Source organism: Paraburkholderia sp. CNPSo 3281 (assembly GCF_024206515.1).
Taxonomy (GTDB): Bacteria; Pseudomonadota; Gammaproteobacteria; order Burkholderiales; family Burkholderiaceae; genus Paraburkholderia; species Paraburkholderia nodosa.
The window spans coordinates 99,605-113,612 of the sequence record NZ_JAMBPS010000001.1 but is presented as its reverse complement, the minus strand read 5'-3'; the positions used below and the strand labels follow the sequence as shown (position 1 = coordinate 113,612).

The window sequence follows — 14,008 nt, the reverse complement described above, 5'->3', positions numbered from 1 at the left end:
ATCGCCATGAACAACGGCGATGCCCGCCGCGCCGGGCTGCCCCGGCCGGTGCGCTAAAATCGTCCCTTCACACAACGAAACTGCGTCTCACAATCCCATGCTCGACATCCAGCTGCTGCGCAAAGACCTCGACGGCGTCGCGAAGCGCCTCGCCGACCGCGGCTACACCCTCGACGTCGCGGCCTTCTCCGCGCTCGAAGCGGAACGCCGCGCCATCCAGACCCGCACCGAGGAGCTCCAGGCACGCCGCAACAGCCTGTCGAAGCAGATCGGCGCGATGAAAGGCCGCGGCGAGGACACCTCGGCGGTCATGGCCGAAGTGGGCGGCATCGGCGACGAGATGAAGACGTCGGCCGCCAAGCTCGACGAGATCCAGTCGAAGCTCTCGGACCTGCTGCTCGGCGTGCCGAACCTGCCGCACGAGAGCGTGCCCGCAGGCAAGGACGAGGCCGACAACGTGGAAGTGCGCCGCTGGGGCACGCCGCGCGCGTTCAACTTCGAGGTGAAGGATCACGTGGACGTCGGTACGCCCCTGGGTCTGGACTTCGAGACGGGCGCGAAGCTCTCGGGCGCACGCTTCACGATGCTGCGCGGCCAGATCGCGCGCCTGCACCGCGCGCTCGCGCAGTTCATGATCGACACGCACACGCTCCACCACGGCTACACGGAAACGTACACGCCCTACATCGTCAACCCGGAAATCCTGTACGGCACGGGCCAACTGCCCAAGTTCGCCGATGACATGTTCCGCGTGGAGAAGGGCGGCGGCGAGAACACGGTCACGCAGTACCTCATTTCGACCTCGGAAATCTCGCTCACGAACACGGTGCGCGAGAGCATCGTGGAAGGCAGCGCGCTGCCGATCAAGCTCACGGCGCACTCGCCGTGCTTCCGCTCGGAAGCCGGTTCGTACGGCCGCGACACGCGCGGCATGATCCGTCAGCACCAGTTCGACAAGGTCGAAATGGTGCAGATCGTTGCGCCCGAAACGTCGTACGACGCGCTCGAGCAGATGGTCGTCCACGCGGAAACCATCCTGCAGAAGCTCGGCCTGCCGTATCGCGTTATCACGCTGTGCACGGGCGACATGGGCTTCTCGGCCACCAAGACCTATGACCTCGAAGTGTGGCTGCCCGCGCAGAACACGTATCGCGAGATTTCGAGCTGCTCGAATACGGAAGCGTTCCAGGCGCGCCGCATGCAGGCGCGCTACCGCAACGCGCAGGGCAAGCCGGAACTCGTGCACACACTCAATGGCTCGGGCCTCGCCGTGGGCCGCACGCTGGTTGCCGTGCTGGAGAACTATCAGGAAGCCGACGGCTCGGTCAAGGTGCCGGAAGTGCTGCGGCCGTATATGGGCGGCGTGGCGCGTCTCGAAGCAGGCGGCTGAGGCACTGCCTCGCGTGCAGGACGTGTGAATTCCTTGCCCTCGAAACTTTTTCCAATGAGGGCTTGCAAAATTCAAAACATGTTCTATAATCTCCGCTTCTCCGGTTGCCGACCAATGCCGGGGAAGCAGTAAAAAAGCAGTACCCCGGAGAGGTGGCAGAGTGGTCGAATGTACCTGACTCGAAATCAGGCGTACGGTTTCCCCGTACCGTGGGTTCGAATCCCACCCTCTCCGCCAGATTCATGGCAAAAGCCCCGTCTAGTCAATGACTTACGGGGCTTTTGTTTTTTCGACCCACAAAATAACCCACGTAGCGGTCGCCGACTCGCGACGGCGCATGTGGCAATGGCTGTCTCCACACCGATACATGGTGTGTCAAACCGTTGACCTTGCGTAAGGTCCGAAGACCACCCGTCGCGAATCGGTGTGGTGGCACATGCTGGCTACTGGGCCATCACAAGGCGGTTAATTTAAGAATCGGATGCTATTGAGCAATCGGATGATTTGAGGCAATACGGTTTCATTGGGATGGGCTAGGTACATAACTGTATCGTCCAATCCGCATAGAGCCTTAGTACCGTGAACTAGGCAAAACGTAAACCCACGAGTGCGTCTATCCTCGTCCCCAAATGTTTGATCCTGGGTAATTCCAGCCCCATCCCATCCTTTCCCTTGCAGTAAATATAATTCTGTATTAACGGCTCCCGCATCTCCGTCAGCATCAATCATCCATTTTCCATTTTTTTTGGATGCGCCGGACAAATCAGAGAGATTGCTTGCATCAACATCGGGATGGCAGTCGAATTTAATTTTTGTGTCAAATGGATGCCTGGAGTCTTGAGAAATTGTTGATGTGTAAATAGCGGAATGTGGCGTGCTTTCATTATCAATGGAAATTTTTCCATTATAGGGATCGCTCAGATTGAAATTACATTGATCTAAAGTTACCTGAAGTTCAACGGCGGACTTGCTGTATGCATAGTTGGTGAATAAGCAGGCTGCAAGCATCAAAAAACAATATTTCATCACATATTTCTCCGCTCATAACCTGAGGGGTTATCCCAGCCTTGGCCTTCAGAACGAGGAAAGAGTGTCCCGTCCGCAAGGACTATCAATGCAGATGTATAGGCTTGATATCTTGCCAATATTCCATTGACGCGAGCAATTTTTGCGGTGTCCTTCGGTGCGCTACCAAAATTAACCGTGGCAGCTACATGCCCATAGCTTTGACAACTGTAATAAATTACAGGCTGGAAACCAGGTTTGGTGATATTTTGAATTTGAAGAGCCAATATTGGGAATTTGTCAGCATACACCGCCGCCTTCGTCCATGCCCAATACGCGCCCGCGCTTTCAGTGGCTGAAATTGCTTTGTCGCCCGCATCTTCACGCCATTGAAGAATTTGTGCTGTTAGCGTGGGGTGCTTGCCGTCTTGCAGGGGGCATTAGTTCGATCCTTGTCAGCCATTTTCGCCGATTCGCTTAACTCTTTCTTCAAAGCATCAGGGATTTTTCGGCCAATAAATTCCCAATATTTTACGTAGTTATCTGGCCAGGTGAGTTGAAGAAAGCCACGACCGTCCCACGGCCAGTATTTAGCTAAACTATTGTTTTCGTGCAATTTACTAAACCATTGGGTTTCCTCCATTGCGTTCGCAAGAAAAGCAGCCATGCGCCACGGGCGAGGTGAAATACCGAATTTCTGCATCGCCCCGTTGAGGGAGGCTAAATTTTGACCAACAAGGCGCTTTGTTACTTCCATGACTTTTATTTGTTCGGAAGTCCAATATCCCGGGACATGTGGTGGTTTGGCGTAGCGCAGTGCCGACATTGGCAGCATACTGAGCAATTCGCTTTCACTGAGCCAGCCGCACTTTCTGAAATGCCGGATGAACGCGAGTGGATGAAAGAACCAGAGATTTCCCCCGGCGGTCAAACCGGTCACGTCCCAGAACTGAACCTCCTTGAGGTACTTGAGGAACTTGTTGTAGCCGTCGTCGTTGCCGTGATAGAAGCCGCCTTCATCGCGCAACTTTGCGTAGCGCGTCTCGTTGTTGGTGCTGTCCCATTCGCTGGGCGCGTAGCAGATAAAACCACGTAGCGCCTGCCGTACCGTGTTTTCGAGTATGAGGTAGGTTGACAGCGGCTGCATCTTCCCGGCCTCCGTCACATCCTCTATCACCGGAGGCTCGTTGCCCGGCCCAGCATCCTTGACGAGTTTCTTCAGCACGTCGATATCACACATGCCGTTGCTGTCGAAGGGCGTGTTGCCATCGGTAACCTTTTGCCAGCCCATAAACTCCGGGAAATCCGCGTCGGACAGTTTCTTGATTGCCGCGTTGCTGATATCGATGTAGCCCTGCTTCCCGCTTGCATAAGTCACGTACGCCCATGTCAACGGCGTCGCGGCTGAGGACCGGACACGCCCGAAGCGCAGCATCTCGTACCCGTCACTCGGGCATGCGTAAAGGGCCGTCGCACGCGTGTAAAGATCGTATTCGTAACCTGCTTCGGGCACCGGCTCCGGCGTCAGCAGCGTGCGGACACCGTTCGCCGCGATGCTCCAGACGTTGGTGTATTTCGTCCCGTTGCAGAAATATGACTCGACCGCCAGCGGCAGATCGTTCCTGCCCTCCTGGCCCGACTTGAACTCGATCCCCTGCAGCTTGCTGTCCGCCCCGGTGTAGGGCGGTTGCGCATGGAATGACTGGCCGCCAGGGATCGTGTAATAGGCATGTCCCCAGCAGTCCGTGCCTTTTAGCGTATCCGGCGCGGGATGGCCAAGCTGCGTGTGATCGAAGTAGGCAGTGAAATCATCCGGCACCATGAAAATTTCAAAGTGCAGATGGGTTCGCCCCTCATACTGTCCCAGGTAACCCAGAATGTCCTTGCGACGCACCCTTTTGCCGTCGCCCTTTGCCGCTTGTGTGGCCTTCCCCTTCCGGGTGTCGCCGGTCGACATGTGCAGAAAATTGGCCAGCCCCTTCGCGTCGTATCCGAACGTGTGGTACTCGGCCAGTGGCAGCAGATGCATGTAGAGCGAATAGAACGTCAGCTTGCGACCGTCACCCGTTTCGGCCATGTGCCGGAGCAGCACAAACCCCACATGGCTGTTGTCAGGGTCAATCGCATGCTGGCAGACCCGGTAGGCCACCACCTCGCCGTCGGCGATGGCATAAACCGCGCTGTGCATGTCGGGTGAGAGATGCACGCCGCAGTGTCGGCGGCGGTCAAAGGCGATCGGATAGATGCCGTGAAAGAGTTCAAATTCGTCCACGGCGTCCATCATCGGGTCAGGTTTGCTGGGATCGAGCTTCGATGGGTCCAGTTGTGGCAGAAAAGGCGGGCTGATAATCATGGCAGATTCGCGTTCCTGTTAAGTGGGTGCGGATTACCCCAACGAACACTAGCCCGAACAGGAAAGCGGAGACAACAGGGCGGGACTGATTTTTGTCAACAATTGTCAGCAATAGCTTACATAGCGTTAGTAAATAAGATTGGTGCGGTATACGGCGACACGGCGATTTGATGGAAGGCCTGCCAGCATTGGGGTCTGCGGATTGCGGCGGATTCTCGCGGCACGACTCCCGGCGGACACCCTCTCCGCCAGATTCAGAAAACCCCTGCACGCTTGACCGCTGCAGGGGTTTTTGCTTTTCTGCTCTTGTTCCGGCGTGCATACCGGAGCGCATTTTCACTTGCGCATGTGGCCGCGCATCTCCGGCGCATGCAGGTAGGTGCCCGAGATCGACGATGCGCCGTGATGCACGATCTTCTCGTCGATGAGCGCCCACACCGACTTGCCCGCGGCGCGCACGCGCCGGCAAAACGATAAATCTTCCGAGAGGTACACGCCTTTCTCGCTAACGGTGTCGAAGAACGCATGGAACTTGCCGTCCGGCAGGTAGCCCGCGTACTGCGCGGGGGGCCGGTAAAGCGCCGTATGTGCGGCGATCGCCTCCAGCGCGTCGCGCCGCACGAGGAAGATGCCCGTGCCGACATGACTTACTTCGGCCCAGCCGTCGGATACGACGCTGCTGCCCGCTTGATCCGCGAGGACCGCCGTGTTGTAGTCCACGGTCTCTTCCTGCCATTCGCGCAGCGTGAGCCCGACGTCGGCGCTCGTGATCCGCTGTTCCCGGTCGAAAAAGCGGTACGGGCGGGCAATGCCGGCCACGGGCTTGTCGCCGGCGAGCAGGCGCAGAACCGCTTCGCGCGAGAAGTCCATGTCCGTGTCGAGAAAGAGCAGATTGCTGAACTCGCGATGGCTCAAAAAATAGCGTTCGGCGTGGAGGGGACGGAGGCGGGATTGCTTGAGGTCGTGATCGAACTGCCTGCTCGCGATGTAAGATATTTCTCATTCTTGACGGCGGCTTGTGATCGAACAATCGGAGATATCTGAAAATTCCGCGTTCGGCGTCATCGGGATGACATGGATTGCTGCGGGTTACTGCGCTGGCGACGCCGCAGCGCCGGTACAATCGCTCCTTTGAATTTGCGGCCCCAGGGTTCTCTGCCACCGCCGCGCCACTTCGGTCCATCGATGCCTATCACCTACAAGTCTGCCGACGATCTCGCCCGCCTGCGCGTTTCGGGCCGGCTCGCCGCCGACGTGCTCGCGATGATCGGCGAGCACGTGAAGCCGGGCGTCTCCACCGACGACCTCGACGCGATCTGCAACGACTACATCGTCAACACGCTCAAGGCCGTGCCGGCCAATGTCGGCTACCTCGGCTTTCCGAAGACGATCTGCACGTCCGTCAATTCCGTGGTCTGCCACGGCATTCCGAGTCGCGGCGAGGTGCTCAAGGACGGCGACATCATCAACATCGACGTGGCCGTGATCAAGGACGGCTATTTCGGGGACACTAGCCGCATGTACTGCGTCGGCACGCCGAGCACGGTGGGCCGCCAGCTGATCGACACGACCTACGAGGCGATGCTCGCAGGCATCCACCAGGTGAAGCCGGGGGCGACGCTCGGCGACGTCGGCAACGCCATCCAGAAGCGCGCCCAGGCGGACGGCTTCTCAATCGTGCGCGAGTATTGCGGCCACGGCATCGGCAAGGTCTACCACGAGGAGCCGCAGGTGCTGCACTACGGCCAGCCGGGGCAGGGCGTGCACCTGAAACCGGGCATGGTCTTCACGATCGAGCCGATGGTCAACGCGGGCCGCGCCGGCACGTCGGTGCAGCGCGACGGCTGGACGGTCGTCACGAAGGACCGCTCGCTCTCGGCGCAGTGGGAACACATGGTCGCGGTTACCGACGACGGCTACGAACTCCTCACGCCCTGGCCGGATGGCACAGGCGCCTACGCGGCACCGTGAGCGAGCCTGTGCGGCCTCTGGGGCCGTCTGTCAAGGCTCGCGCGCACGGCGTCGCGTGCCGGCGATTGTCAAATAAGGATTTGACTCTCAAGCCAGTTCGGTTAAAGCTACGCGTTAGCGCTTTATTGGGGTTTACGACTGCATGAGTCCGTCACTGACCGTTCGCCGTATCGCCGCCGATCAGGGTGCCGTGCTCCGCGAGCTTCGAACCGCTTCGCTGCGCGACGCGCCTTATGCATTCGGCGACACGCTCGAAGACGCGCTATCCGCCGATGCCGCCGTTTTCGACGCCGCGGCGGCCCGGCATGCGGTTTCGCACACGGGCACGTCGTTCATTCTCTATACCGAGGGCCATCCGGCCGGTCTGATCGGCGCGAGCTTCGAAAGCGCGCCGGCGCGCCGCGCGTTCGTCTCGGCGCTGTGGGTCGCGCCTGCGGTGCGTCATCTGAGCGGCGGCGAACTGCTGCTGAACAGCGCCATCGACTGGCTCGTGAGCGAAGGCGCCACGCAGGTCTACGCGTGGATCACCGACACGAACACCACGGCCATGCGCTTCTACGAGCGCCTCGGCTTCGTCGCCACCGGCGACCACGCGCGCAGCCAGCAGCAGCCCGAGCAGTGGGAAACGCTGCTCATGCGCACGCTCGGCGAGCACACGAAGTCCGCTTCGTCGCCGTAATGCCGGCGTTCGCGCCGCTGCGCCTGGCGGCGCCCGCGTTTCTCTTCACTGCGCACGACACGCCGAACGAGCAACGTTTGTGCACGTGTGGCGTGCTCGCGCTTCGCGCGCTTATTTTGCGCCATTTTTGTTAGTGCGTATCTGGCAGCGAATTTGGCCGAATACACCATTAAAAATAATGGCCGTGTGCGTCCGCGCCTGTAAAATACGCAAAATTTTTAGCCGAACGCCATGTCGCCCAAGAAATCGCCATATTTTGAACTGAAGAGCGGTTCAGTCGATACGCTTCTGTTCGTGGTCAAGACGACCGAGCTCGATGCCATGCGCGCCGAACTCACGCGGCGCTTCGAGGCGACGCCCGAATTCTTCGCCAACGACACCGTCGCGATCGACGTGCGGCGTCTCGCCGACGGCGAGCGGGTCGCGCTCGGCGACATTGTGCGTCTGCTCGAAAGCGTGCGCATGCGCCCGGTGGGCGTGGTTGCGCAACCTGAACAGCACGGCTGGGCCGCGGCGGCAGGCCTGCCGTTCCTCGAGGCTCGCGACCGCCGCGGCGCGGGCGGGAAGCCGGCCGCCGAAGAAGGCGCAAGCGACGGCGAGGCAGCGAATGCTTCGGCCACCGCATCTGCCAGCGCTTCGGCCACGCCGCAAGCCACCGCTGCGCAGCCCGAACTCTTTACCACCGACACGGACCCGGCCGCCGCCGAGGCGAGCGCAGCGGCAACGGTGAACGCAGCGGCGACGTTCGACGCCGGCGCATCCGGCGCGCGTGCGGAACCCACGCTCGTGATCGACCGGCCGTTGCGCTCGGGCCAGCGCATCTACGCGAAGGGCGACGTGGTCGTGCTCGGCCTCGTGTCCAACGGAGCGGAAGTGATCGCCGAGGGCAACATCCACATTTACGCGCCGTTGCGCGGCCGCGCGCTCGCGGGCGTGCACGGCAACCATGACGCACGCATTTTCTGCACGAGCCTGGAGGCGGAACTGATTTCGATTGCGGGCATCTACCGTACCACTGAAGTTCCACTCGCCGATGACGTGCGGGGCAAGCCGGCTCAAATCCGGCTCGAGGAAGAAAAGCTGTTGATCGAACCGTTGAGGCTCACCTGAGTCGCAGCTCGAGCGTCGTGCGCAGGCGAGCAGGAGCATGAGCGGCACGCGATGAGACCAAACTGAGAAACTGACGAACGCAAGGTAAGGGAATGGCAAAAATCATTGTGGTGACTTCGGGCAAAGGTGGTGTCGGTAAAACGACCACGAGCGCGAGTTTCGCATCGGGCCTCGCGTTGCGCGGCCACAAGACCGCGGTCATCGACTTCGACGTGGGCCTGCGCAATCTCGACCTCATCATGGGTTGCGAGCGCCGCGTCGTGTACGACCTGATCAACGTGATCCAGGGCGAGGCGAACCTCAATCAGGCGCTCATCAAGGACAAGAAGTGCGAAAACCTCTTCATCCTGCCGGCCTCGCAAACGCGCGATAAAGACGCGCTCACGAAAGAGGGCGTGGAGAAGGTGATCGAGGACCTGCGCAAGATGGACTTCGAGTACATCGTGTGCGATTCGCCCGCGGGCATCGAGTCGGGCGCACTGCTCGCGATGCACTTCGCCGACGAAGCGCTCATCGTGACGAACCCGGAAGTCTCTTCCGTGCGCGACTCGGACCGTATCCTCGGCATGCTGTCGTCGAAGACGAAGCGCGCGATCGAAGGCAAGGACCCGATCAAGGAGCACCTGCTCATCACCCGCTACAACCCGAAGCGCGTGAGCGAGGGCGAGATGCTCTCGCTGAACGACATACAGGAGATCCTGCGCATTGAACTGATCGGCGTGGTTCCCGAATCGGAAGCGGTGCTGCACGCGTCGAACCAGGGTCTGCCGGCAGTGCATCTGGACGGCACCGACGTCGCCGAGTCGTACAAGGACGTCGTGTCGCGCTTTCTCGGCGAGGACAAGTCGCTTCGCTTCACCGATTACCAGAAGCCAGGCCTCTTGCAGCGCCTCTTCGGTAGCAAGTAAGGGAGGCGAACGTCATGTCGTTTCTTTCGTTTTTTCTCGGCGAGAAGAAGAAGTCCGCCTCGGTAGCGAAGGAACGCCTGCAGCTCATCATTGCTCACGAGCGCGCAGGCGGCCATCCGCCCGCCGACTATCTGCCGGCCCTGCAACGCGAACTGGTCGCGGTGATCTCGAAGTACGTGAAGATCTCCGATGAAGACATTCGCGTGAGTCTCGAGCGTCAGGACGATCTCGAAGTGCTCGAGGTCAAGATCGAGATTCCGCAGGCTTGAGTTTCAACGCGCGCAGCCGCTGCGCTGCGCGCGTCGTTCGTCGTATCGCCGCGCTTTTCCCTCCGCGCCTTTCTTCTCGCGCTGCGCTTTGGCGCGGCCGCCCGCCTTCCCGAAATATTCCGTTTCACTTCACCCTGCGCCGTTACACCGCCGCTGTCAGCGCAACGCCGTGCTCGCGCATTGATCGGGTAACGCCAATCAAGGCGTCAAACAATCAAGGGTGGTCAACATGAACAACTCCATTCGCGTTTTCATCGCCAAGGCCGCGATCGTCGCCGCTGGCACCTGCGCTGTCGCGGCTCCCGCATTTGCCGAAATCGTCGTGGTCGAGCCGGCCGCACCGCCGCCTGCCGAACGGGTGGAAGTCGTGCCGGCGCCGCGCGTGGGCTACGTATGGGACAAGGGCCACTGGCGCTGGGACCACGGCCAGTACGTGTGGGTGAGGGGCCACTGGCAGGCTGAGCGCGTGGGCTATCACTGGGTGCCGGGACACTGGATCGCGCATGGGCCGAACTGGCGCTGGGTCGAAGGCCATTGGGCCGCCTGATCTTTCAAGCCCGAGGGGAGCCCTCTCATGAGTAAAAAACTGCTCGCGGCGGCCGTGCTCGCGATTACGCTGGCGGGCTGCATCGTCGTGCCGGCGCGGCCCATGTACGTGAGACCCGCACCGGTCGTCGTCTACTAGCCGTTGACCGTTTATTTCGATCCCTCGACGGATCGTCCATTCCGGGCCTGGCGCGCATTCGCGTGTCGGGCCCGGCGCGTTTTACAGCGTCCATTGTCGATGCCACACGAGGGATCCAATGAGAAAGGGACAGATTTCGCTCCTATTCGATCGCCTGTTCGCAGGTTGCGGCAAGCTTCGTCCGTTAAAATCTCCGGAAATCCCTTGAAGACTGGAATATCGGGCCCTGCGGTCCGCAGCACAATGAAACGAGTTTTGATTGTCAAAGTGACTTCGCTCGGCGACATCGTCGAGGCGCTTCCGGTCGTGGCCGACGTGCAGCGCGCCTTCCCCGGCGTTAAGGTCGATTGGGCCGCGGACGAGGCCTTTGCCGATATCGTGCGCTGGAACGCGGGCGTCGACCGCGTGCTCTGCGCGCCGCTGCGCCGCTTCAAGAAGGCACGCCGCTGGAGCGACTTCAAGGCGATCTGGGCGTCGATTTCGGAATTGCGCGCCTACCGCTATGACGCCATCGTCGACATTCACGGCGTGTACAAGAGCGCGATCATCGCGTTTCTCGCGCGCGGGCGGCGCCGCTTCGGCTATCTCTCGCAGGACCTCGGCGAGCGCGGCGCGGCCTTCGCGTACAACGGCCGCTTCGGGCCGCGTCCGAAGTGCGATGCGTGGCACGGCATGCGCATCAGCGCGGGAGAGGCGCTCGGCTACACGGTCGATACGCCGCCCGAATTCCAGATGCGCGTTCCGCGCGACGGCACCGCGCTGCCCGCGCCTGACGCGCCCACGGCGCTGCTCTTTCACGCGACTTCGAAAGACGAGAAGAAGTGGCCGGTCGCGCATTGGGGGGAGCTTGGCAATGCGTTGATCGCGCGTGGCCTGCGCATCGAACTGCCGTGGGGTTCCGATAGCGAGCACGCCGCGGCGCGCGAGATCGCGGCGCTGATCCCGGGCGCGACGGTGCTGCCGCGCCTCACGGTTTCCCAGGTCGCACAGCGCATCGAGGATTGCGCGCTCGTGGTCGGCACCGACACGGGCTTCGTGCATCTCTCGCACGCGCTCATCAAGCCGACCGTGATGGTCTTCGTTTCGACCGACGCCGAGCACAGCGGCGTGCGTGCGCCCAATCGCTCGATCTCGATCGGCGACGGCCGTCACGTGCCGCCCGTGCAGGTGGCGATCGATGCTGTCGACCGCATCTACCCGGCGCGCGACGGCGGCGCGTCTATGCCGTCATCGCGCGTTCACGCCGCTTGAGTTTTCGCGGGTCGGCACGCGCGTTGCAGCGTGCCGACCCGCCGTTTCCCATTACGAGCTTGTTAAAAGTGTCGCGCTTGTATTGCAGGGGCGCGCCTGACAGCGCATGCAAAAGGCTTTGGGCGCCCATGCTGTTACACGGGCTACACCGCTGCTTACAAATTGCAACGCCTCACGCCTTCGCCGTCGTGTTCAATCGTAACCGTCCAGCCCGACATCGCATGGCCGGACACAGACACTGACTTGATGGGAGAACACTGTGAAACGATTGACGCTTACCCTCATCGCCGGCGTCTTGCTCGCGGCTTCGCTGGGCGGCTGCGTCGTGGTGCCGGCCGGCGGCTACTACGGCGGCGGCTACCATCACGGCTATTACTATCGCTGATCGCTGCCGAACGGTGCCGCCCAGGCGGTACCCGCGGCACGGCGGCCTTCAGGCAAGCAGCATTTCAATCGCGACGACCGCGGCAATTGCCGCGGCGTTCGCCGCCAGCGCTTCGAGCAGGACCGCACGCCAGCTCGCGGTGCGCAGGCGAAACGCCAGCAGGAGCGAGATGCCCAGGGCGAGGGCGATGATCAGAACAATGTCGGCGTTGCTCAGATGCAGGTTCATCGTCGGCTCCCCCGGGAGATCGCTCCCCGCTTGTTGATTCGAGTATAGACACGCATCGTGCGTACCCAAAGCGATTAAAAAGGCATAAAAAAAGCGGAGACCGCCTGGCGGCCTCCGCTTTTTATTGATGCGGCGATGCGTTACGAGAGCGACGTATGGCGCGTCTCGCGCATGCACAGGACACCGAACAGGCTCACGCAGGCGGCGATCGACACATACGCGCCGACCCACGAGAGACCGCCGCGGGCGGCCAGCACCTGCGCGATATACGGTGCAACCGATGCGCCAAGAATGCCGCCCAGGTTGTAAGCGACGCCCGCGCCCGTGTAGCGCACGCTGGTCGGGAACAGCTCGGGCAACAGCGCGCCCATCGGCGCGAACGTGGCGCCCATCAGGAACAGCTGGATCACGAGGAAGAGCAGCACGAGCGGCGTCGCACCGCTACCGAGCAGCGGCTCCATCGTGAAGCCCGAGAGAATCGCCAGAGTGCAGCCGACGATCAGCACGGGCTTGCGGCCGAAGCGGTCGGACAGCCAGGCCGAGATCGGCGTGGCGATGCCCATGAACACCACCGCGATGCACAGCATGCCGAGGAAGGCCGGGCGCGGAATGTGCAGCGCCGTCACGCCGTGCGAGAGCGAGAACACCGTGGCGTTATAGAAGAGCGTGTAGCACACGACCATGGCGAGCGCACCGAGCAGCGTCGGCCACCAGTACTGGGAGAGCAGCGTCGCGACCGGCACCTTGACGCGCTCCTCGCGCTCGATGGCGGCCTTGAAGGCGGGCGTTTCGGCGATCTTCATGCGCACGTACAGACCGAGCGCGACGAGCACCGCCGAGACGATGAACGGCACGCGCCAGCCCCAGTCGCGGAACTGCTGGTCGGAGAGCGTCGAGGCGAGGCCGAAGAAGAGGCCATTCGAGGCGAGGAAGCCCACCGACGGCCCGAGCTGCGGGAACATGCCGAACCAGCCGCGCTTGCCTTGCGGCGCGTATTCCGTCGCGAGGAGCGCGGCGCCGCCCCATTCGCCGCCCAGACCGATGCCCTGGCCGAAGCGCAGGATGCACAGCAGGATCGGCGCGAGGCTGCCAATCGCGTCATAGCCGGGCAGGAAGCCGATCAGCGTGGTGGAGAGGCCCATGACGAGCAGCGACGCCACCAGCGTCGATTTACGGCCGATGCGGTCACCGAAGTGGCCGAAGATGAACGAGCCGATCGGCCGCGCGACGAACGCGATGCCGAAGGTGACGAACGCCGAGAGCGCCTGCGCCGTGGCCGAACCGTGCGGGAAGAACACGGGGCCAATCACGAGCGCGGCGGCCGTTGCGTACACATAGAAGTCGTAGAACTCGATTGCGGTACCGATAAAGCTCGCAAAGATGACGCGCGCGGTGCTTTGCTGCTTCGCTGCGTTTGCCTGATCGGCGCGCGCGGGCGAAATGGGTGAGGTGGACATCCAGGGTCTCCAGTCGTTGTGACGCGCTCGCGCCTGAGTCTTGCGAGGCTTGCGCGGGCGTCTTTGTTCAGGCTCGAAGCGTGGCGGGGCGCGTGGTCGGCGCGCGACGCTCCGGCAGCGTCAGGCGGCGACGCTTCGCCAGTATGCATCGCACGGCGCGAGCCGTGCGCGTTGATTCCTGACCGGCCATAGCACGCGCCGATAGGCACGAAGGAGCGGGAGCGCGGTCGAAGCCTCGCGCGGCCGCGCGGATGGCGCGTGGCAAGAGGCATGGCCGGCGGGCGCCGGCTGGGGATAGCGAAAAATTATAACGACCG

The 14,008-nt window shown here is 61.8% G+C and carries 15 protein-coding genes and 1 tRNA gene; 10 read left to right on the top strand and 6 right to left on the bottom strand.

All coding sequences use genetic code 11. From position 1 onward, the window contains the following. Positions 1–97 precede the first annotated feature (97 nt). Both serS and M3I56_RS00550 read left to right on the top strand, forming a co-directional pair. Positions 98–1,390, top strand: coding sequence for a serine--tRNA ligase (gene serS / locus M3I56_RS00555; protein WP_254352027.1), 1,293 nt, complete (start codon positions 98–100; stop codon positions 1,388–1,390). A 146-nt stretch (positions 1,391–1,536) separates the two neighbouring features. Next, positions 1,537–1,627: transfer RNA gene (locus M3I56_RS00550), tRNA-Ser, on the top strand. 228 nt (positions 1,628–1,855) lie between these two features. Here M3I56_RS00550 and M3I56_RS00545 read toward each other — a convergent pair. From M3I56_RS00545 to M3I56_RS00530, 4 genes are all read right to left on the bottom strand, one after another. Then, positions 1,856–2,419 carry a hypothetical protein gene (locus M3I56_RS00545; protein ID WP_254352026.1) on the bottom strand — a complete coding sequence of 188 codons (564 nt, stop codon included), beginning with the start codon at positions 2,417–2,419 and terminating at the stop codon, positions 1,856–1,858. Further along, positions 2,416–2,706 (bottom strand): hypothetical protein, encoded by a 291-nt coding sequence (locus tag M3I56_RS00540; protein WP_254352025.1) that lies wholly within the window; start codon positions 2,704–2,706, stop codon positions 2,416–2,418. The genes M3I56_RS00545 and M3I56_RS00540 overlap by 4 nt, the downstream gene beginning before the upstream one ends. A 95-nt stretch (positions 2,707–2,801) precedes the next feature. Then, on the bottom strand, positions 2,802–4,748 hold the full coding sequence (locus tag M3I56_RS00535; RefSeq protein ID WP_254352024.1) for a M23 family metallopeptidase: 1,947 nt from the start codon (positions 4,746–4,748) through the stop codon (positions 2,802–2,804). 336 nt (positions 4,749–5,084) lie between these two features. After that, a complete protein-coding gene (locus tag M3I56_RS00530; protein ID WP_254352023.1) occupies positions 5,085–5,663 on the bottom strand; it encodes a glycosyltransferase family 2 protein in 579 nt (192 codons plus the stop codon). A gap of 270 nt (positions 5,664–5,933) precedes the next feature. Between M3I56_RS00530 and map the strand changes: the two genes are divergently transcribed. The 8 genes from map (at position 5,934) to M3I56_RS40970 (ending at position 12,006) form a co-directional block, all read left to right on the top strand. Next, entirely contained in the window at positions 5,934–6,719 is a 786-nt protein-coding gene (gene map, locus M3I56_RS00525; RefSeq protein ID WP_254352022.1) for a type I methionyl aminopeptidase, read from the top strand. Positions 6,720–6,861: 142 nt separating this feature from the next. Continuing rightward, entirely contained in the window at positions 6,862–7,398 is a 537-nt protein-coding gene (locus M3I56_RS00520) for a GNAT family N-acetyltransferase (RefSeq protein WP_133185841.1), read from the top strand. A 231-nt stretch (positions 7,399–7,629) separates the two neighbouring features. Continuing rightward, entirely contained in the window at positions 7,630–8,508 is an 879-nt protein-coding gene (gene minC / locus M3I56_RS00515) for a septum site-determining protein MinC (RefSeq protein WP_254352021.1), read from the top strand. A 92-nt stretch (positions 8,509–8,600) separates the two neighbouring features. After that, positions 8,601–9,416, top strand: coding sequence for a septum site-determining protein MinD (gene minD, locus M3I56_RS00510; protein ID WP_201695484.1), 816 nt, complete (start codon positions 8,601–8,603; stop codon positions 9,414–9,416). Between the two features lie 14 nt (positions 9,417–9,430). Continuing rightward, on the top strand, positions 9,431–9,685 hold the full coding sequence (minE, locus tag M3I56_RS00505; protein WP_027795398.1) for a cell division topological specificity factor MinE: 255 nt from the start codon (positions 9,431–9,433) through the stop codon (positions 9,683–9,685). A gap of 229 nt (positions 9,686–9,914) precedes the next feature. Beyond that, positions 9,915–10,232, top strand: a complete 318-nt coding sequence (locus M3I56_RS00500) for a YXWGXW repeat-containing protein (protein ID WP_254352020.1) — start codon at positions 9,915–9,917, stop codon at positions 10,230–10,232. A 381-nt stretch (positions 10,233–10,613) separates the two neighbouring features. Further along, a complete protein-coding gene (gene waaC / locus M3I56_RS00495) occupies positions 10,614–11,621 on the top strand; it encodes a lipopolysaccharide heptosyltransferase I (protein ID WP_254352019.1) in 1,008 nt (335 codons plus the stop codon). A gap of 259 nt (positions 11,622–11,880) precedes the next feature. Further along, positions 11,881–12,006 carry a hypothetical protein gene (locus tag M3I56_RS40970; RefSeq protein ID WP_281247804.1) on the top strand — a complete coding sequence of 42 codons (126 nt, stop codon included), beginning with the start codon at positions 11,881–11,883 and terminating at the stop codon, positions 12,004–12,006. Positions 12,007–12,054: 48 nt separating this feature from the next. Here M3I56_RS40970 and M3I56_RS00490 read toward each other — a convergent pair whose 3' ends face one another. Together M3I56_RS00490 and M3I56_RS00485 are read right to left on the bottom strand one after the other, a co-directional pair. Next, positions 12,055–12,234 (bottom strand): hypothetical protein, encoded by a 180-nt coding sequence (locus M3I56_RS00490; protein ID WP_133185845.1) that lies wholly within the window; start codon positions 12,232–12,234, stop codon positions 12,055–12,057. A 140-nt stretch (positions 12,235–12,374) separates the two neighbouring features. After that, positions 12,375–13,691: an MFS transporter gene (locus tag M3I56_RS00485; protein WP_254352018.1), complete on the bottom strand. Its 1,317-nt coding sequence runs from the start codon at positions 13,689–13,691 to the stop codon at positions 12,375–12,377. Positions 13,692–14,008: the final 317 nt, after the last annotated feature.